The 4,715-nt window shown below is 48.8% G+C and carries 7 protein-coding genes; 1 reads left to right on the forward strand and 6 read right to left on the reverse strand.

Features of this window, described 5'->3' with window-relative positions; all coding sequences use genetic code 11:
* Window positions 1-12: 12 nt before the first annotated feature.
* From H6F80_RS00940 to H6F80_RS00965, 6 genes are all read right to left on the reverse strand, one after another.
* On the reverse strand, window positions 13-741 hold the full coding sequence (locus H6F80_RS00940; protein ID WP_190789747.1) for a DUF899 domain-containing protein: 729 nt from the start codon (window positions 739-741) through the stop codon (window positions 13-15).
* 88 nt (window positions 742-829) lie between these two features.
* The gene (locus H6F80_RS00945; RefSeq protein ID WP_190789748.1) at window positions 830-1,231 is read right to left on the reverse strand and encodes a VOC family protein; all 402 of its coding nucleotides are present in this window, start codon (window positions 1,229-1,231) and stop codon (window positions 830-832) included.
* A gap of 65 nt (window positions 1,232-1,296) precedes the next feature.
* The gene (locus H6F80_RS00950; RefSeq protein WP_190789749.1) at window positions 1,297-1,707 is read right to left on the reverse strand and encodes a VOC family protein; all 411 of its coding nucleotides are present in this window, start codon (window positions 1,705-1,707) and stop codon (window positions 1,297-1,299) included.
* Between the two features lie 84 nt (window positions 1,708-1,791).
* Window positions 1,792-2,223: a YciI family protein gene (locus H6F80_RS00955; protein ID WP_190789750.1), complete on the reverse strand. Its 432-nt coding sequence runs from the start codon at window positions 2,221-2,223 to the stop codon at window positions 1,792-1,794.
* 87 nt (window positions 2,224-2,310) lie between these two features.
* Entirely contained in the window at window positions 2,311-2,808 is a 498-nt protein-coding gene (locus H6F80_RS00960) for a VOC family protein (protein ID WP_190789751.1), read from the reverse strand.
* 35 nt (window positions 2,809-2,843) lie between these two features.
* Window positions 2,844-3,203, reverse strand: coding sequence for a YciI family protein (locus H6F80_RS00965; RefSeq protein WP_190789752.1), 360 nt, complete (start codon window positions 3,201-3,203; stop codon window positions 2,844-2,846).
* Window positions 3,204-3,372: 169 nt separating this feature from the next.
* Between H6F80_RS00965 and H6F80_RS00970 the strand changes: the two genes are divergently transcribed.
* Complete coding sequence (locus H6F80_RS00970) at window positions 3,373-4,641, forward strand: RNA polymerase sigma factor (protein WP_242067100.1); 1,269 nt, start codon at window positions 3,373-3,375, stop codon at window positions 4,639-4,641.
* The last annotated feature ends 74 nt before the right edge of the window (window positions 4,642-4,715 follow it).

Consider the following 4,715-nt stretch of genomic DNA (forward strand, 5'->3'; position numbering starts at 1 on the left):
AAGTGCCGCGTCTCATCCATACGTCGGCTTTTGCGGATACCCAGGTGGTGAGTCTTCAAAGTCTTCCTGCCGTCCGTAGGGAGTCATATCCAGCAGGCTGTAGGCGTCGGTCAGAGATTCAACGCCACGGGCGTAAGTCGAGTAGGTGTGGAAAACATCGTTACCCAAGCGGAAGAAAACGCTGAGTCCGTGACTCTCGCCTTGCATTACATTCGGTCCATTTCGTTTCTTTAACTCCGCTTTGTCCCGATAGTTGTATTCAATAGGCGCGATGTTTTCGTCTAGCGTGACATGGAAATCGTAGTTAAAATCGCTGCCAAAGGAGGAATACCAGGGAACCGTCCATCCCTTCAGCCTCTTGTAGGCTTCCAGTTTGGGGAATGGGGCACGGGAGACCAGCACGAAGGTTGTGTCACGCTCATTCAACGTTGACAGATCACCCAAGGCATTCACGTAGCCTGTGCAACCCATACAGCCATTCTCCCACTCTGGAGCAAACATGAAGTGATAGACGATCAGTTGGGTTCGTTCCTCAAACAAATCAACGAGTTTGGTAGAACCATTTGACCCTTCAAAGGTATATTCCTTCTCAAGTTTGACCATTGGTAGTCTGCGTCGTTCTACGTTGATCCGATCGCGATGCTTGGTCAATTCTTTCTCATGTTCAAGCAATGTTTTACGAGCAGACAGCCATTCGTCTCTTCCAACGATTTCTGGATGTGCAATTGCATTTTGAATCATGCAGATCTCCATAGTGTAATGATTGAACTTAGATCAAAAGCTATGTTGCTGTGATAGCTTACACCTATACCTTCTGGGTAGATTCAGCTTAATCGCTTGCGCTGGGTTCCATGTAAACCAGTTCCCAAATATGACCATCTAAATCTTGAAATCCATGACCATACATAAATCCATGGTCTTGCGGCTCTTTATAGGTTGTGCCACCAAAGGCGACTGCTTGACGAACCATCTCGTCTATTTTTGCTCGGCTCTGAGCCGATAGACATACCAGCACTTCGGTACTTTGGGTAGCATCACAAATCGCATTTGGCGTGAACGTCTTGAACTTTTCATGAGTCAAGAGCATCACGAAGATGTTCTCAGAAACAATCATGCAAGTGGCCGTTTCGTCGGTAAATTCAGGATTGAACTGAAAACCGAGTTGTGTAAAAAACTCGATCGATTGCTTGAGATTTTTGACAGGTAGATTGACGAAAATTTGAGTACTCATGGTTTCTCCTGTGTAGTGTGTTGTAGGACAGTCTGTGAAACTAGAGGTGAAGGGCGGTAAGAGGGTCAAACAACCTGCTCACAGTTGACCATCCAAGGTGTACCGAACTGATCGACCAACATACCAAAGCGAACTGACCAGAAGGTTGGGGCGATCGCCATTTTCACTTTGCCGTTTTCTGCCAGAGCGTGAAAAATTCGTTCTGCTTCGGATGGTTCAGGTACACTAACCTGCACGTAGAAACCTTGAGGGGTTTCAAAATATCCGGGTGGGCAGTCAGATCCCATTAAGAGGCGATCGTCCAACTCAAGACAGGCGTGCATAATTTTGTCATGCCATTCCGGTGAGACCTCTTCTGCGGAAGGTGCTTCTTTGTGAGTCATCATCATAGTGATTTTGCCGCCGAGACATTGCTCGTAGAACTTGAACGCTGCCTCACAGTTGCCGTTGAACATCAGGTAAGGATTGAATTGCATTGATTTCTCCTTTCTTAATTGATTCTGCGTTTTGATGAGCTGATCGTTCGCGCGTGAACATCATTTGCGCGGCAACTGATGAAATTACTCTTGCTGTTGCGTTTCAATCTGGGCGCGAATGCGGTCTTCCTGCTCCCTTAATTCGGGGGTCAGGGCTTCACCAAAATCCTCTGCCTCGAATATGGGACGGATCTCAATCTCGGATTCTCCTGGCATTGGGTTAGGGCAGCGCTTCACCCAAGCGATCGCGTCTTCAATTGAGTTCACCTGCCACAGCCAGTACCCTGCAACTAGTTCCTGCGCTGGAGTGAATGGTCCCTTAATGACAGTGCGATCCGTTCCTGAAAAGTGAACTCGCACCCCTTTTGAACTAGGATGAAGCCCCTCACCAGCTAGCAAGATACCGGCCCTGGCTAATTCTTCGTTGTACTGTCCCATTTCAGTCAAAAGCTGTTCGCTTGGCATGATGCCAGTTTCGGAGTCTTGGGTTGCTTTGACGATGACCATGACTTTCATTGTGAAATCTCCTGTTGAGTGGTTTTAAGTTGAATTGCTAGGGGTTTGGTGTGCTGATTAGCGCAAAGCGCAACTCCGAAGGAACCGCTAACTCGCAGCGACACGCTTGAGTTCATCAATTTCGATCTTCTTCATTTGCAGCATGGCAGTTGTAACTTTTTGAGATGTTGCCGCATCGGGGTGATTGAGCAATTCAATGAGAATGCGAGGAATAATTTGCCACGAGACGCCATATTGATCTTTGAGCCAGCCGCATTGCTGTGCGGTTTCATCCCCACTTACAGACAGTTTTTGCCAGTAATCGTCCACTTCCTCCTGGGTATCGCAAGAGACCTGGAAGGAAATTGCCTCGTTAAATTTGAAGGCCGGACCTCCGTTCAGCGCTGTGAACGGCTGACCATCTAGTTCAAAGCTGACGGTCATAACGGTTCCGGCTGGTTTTCCGTGAATTTCCTGCCCTGCTTCTCCATATCGGCTGATGTGGACGATCTTGGAATTGCGAAAAATTGACGTATAAAACTGAGCGGCTGCTTCGGCTTGATCATCAAACCATAAACAGGGAGTGATTTTGGGATTGTTTTGCATGAAGGTTCTCCTTAAGTTCAAGCGGTTGAGGACGGTCATGACTGTGCTGGTAGTCCCGCAACTTCAATTACAGGACGGATTTCGACGGTACCAACTTTTGCACCTGGGATTTGGGTGGCGATCGCAATGGCTTCATCCAAATCCTGAGCATTAACGAGGAAGAATCCGCCCAATTGTTCGCGGGTTTCGGCAAACGGTCCATCTGTCACCAGTGATTTGCCGTCACGGACTTGAACACTGGTTGCGGTTGCCACAGGATGGAGTGGAGCCGTTGCCACAAATTGTCCCTTCGTATGGAGATCCTGGGCGACTTGGGCAGATTCCACGTAGCAATGCTCTCGCTCAGAGTCGCTCATGGCGGTTTCGTCCATATATATCAGCAGCAAATATTTCATTGGGTTGCCTCCTTTGTAGTTAAGTCGAATGGGAATTACTCAAATCGACATCTTGTTGAAAAACTTCTATTTAGTACAATTGAACCTTACTGCCTTTGTTACTCAGTCGAACGAGAACTCCTCAAATCGACACCTTGCTAAAAAAACTTTGTGTCTTTTTATGACAGGTATGGCTTCAACTCCAAAATCAGATGTTGCTCAAGCAATTGCCTCGATTTATCGAACTGAATGGGGACGCATTGTTGCTATCCTGATTCGGCTGCTAGGAGATTTTGATCTGGCTGAAGAAGCCGCACAGGAGGCGTTTGCAGCAGCAGTAAACCAGTGGGAAACCAGTGGTATTCCCGATCTTCCCCGTGCCTGGATCATCCGAACCGCACGGTACAAGGCGATCGATCGCCTCCGACGACGGACACGACTGACCGAAAAACTAGACTGGTACGCGGCATCAGGGTTGATTCCATCGAGCGAAGAACCAACCTACGACAGCGATGAAATTGGAGATGATCGCCTGCGATTAATCTTTACTTGCTGCCACCCGGCACTAGCGATCGAAACTCAGGTGGCATTGACCCTACGAATGCTCGGTGGACTGGAAACTGACGAAATTGCTCGCGCCTTTCTGGTTCCTACTGCAACGATGGCGCAACGACTAGTTCGTGCCAAACGCAAAATTCGAGACGCAGGCATTCCCTACAAAGTGCCTGACATAACTGATCTATATCCGAGGATAGAGGCAGTATTGGCAGTAATCTACCTCATCTTTAACGAAGGTTATGCCGCGACGAAAGGAGACTCGATGGTGCGGGCGGACCTCTGCACTGAAGCGATTCGACTGGGACAACTGGTGCGGCAATTGATGTCACCCCAACCCCCGTCTGAAGTCACAGCACTGGTGGCACTGATGTTGCTGCACGACTCGCGGCGCGATGCCCGTCTGGATGAAGCTGGCAATCTGATTCTGTTGCAAGATCAGGATCGGAGTCGTTGGAACCACCAACAAATTGCGGAGGCTTTGCCCTTGGTGGAAGAAGCCCTACGCAGTGGAACGGGAGTGTATGCCCTGCAAGCAGCGATCGCCGCCCTGCACTGCCAGGCTGGACGAGCCGAAGAAACAGATTGGGCACAAATCGTGCGGCTCTATGAGGTGTTGGAACGCTTGCAGCCTTCACCCATTGTGACCTTGAATCGAGCGGTGGCGATCGCGATGGCAGATAGTCCTCAAGCGGCGTTTGAACTGATTGATAGCCTTGCCCCAGAACTTGACAGCTATCATCTGTTTCATGCTACCCGTGCGGATTTATTACGGCGTGTCGGAGCATCAGAGGAAGCGACCCAGAGCTATAGGCGAGCACTAGAATTGGTGACAAATGACAGTGAGCGCCGCTTCCTAAAGCGTCGGTTGAGCGAAGTTCAGTCTAACATCCAATCTAATTAGAAATTTGCAACAGTTTAGATTGAGTAAAAGATATGAAAGCTGTCCACTTTCCATATCTCCTAACTGCGTTTCGG

It is taken from the genome of Leptolyngbya sp. FACHB-711, assembly GCF_014695615.1.
Taxonomy (GTDB): Bacteria; Cyanobacteriota; Cyanobacteriia; order Elainellales; family Elainellaceae; genus Leptolyngbya_A.

Coding starts and splice junctions, on each gene's coding strand:
- H6F80_RS00940 (WP_190789747.1), bottom strand. CDS start 741: ATGATTCAAAATGCAATTGCACATCCAGAAATCGTTGGAAGAGACGAA.
- H6F80_RS00945 (WP_190789748.1), bottom strand. CDS start 1,231: ATGAGTACTCAAATTTTCGTCAATCTACCTGTCAAAAATCTCAAGCAA.
- H6F80_RS00950 (WP_190789749.1), bottom strand. CDS start 1,707: ATGCAATTCAATCCTTACCTGATGTTCAACGGCAACTGTGAGGCAGCG.
- H6F80_RS00955 (WP_190789750.1), bottom strand. CDS start 2,223: ATGAAAGTCATGGTCATCGTCAAAGCAACCCAAGACTCCGAAACTGGC.
- H6F80_RS00960 (WP_190789751.1), bottom strand. CDS start 2,808: ATGCAAAACAATCCCAAAATCACTCCCTGTTTATGGTTTGATGATCAA.
- H6F80_RS00965 (WP_190789752.1), bottom strand. CDS start 3,203: ATGAAATATTTGCTGCTGATATATATGGACGAAACCGCCATGAGCGAC.
- H6F80_RS00970 (WP_242067100.1), top strand. CDS start 3,373: ATGGCTTCAACTCCAAAATCAGATGTTGCTCAAGCAATTGCCTCGATT.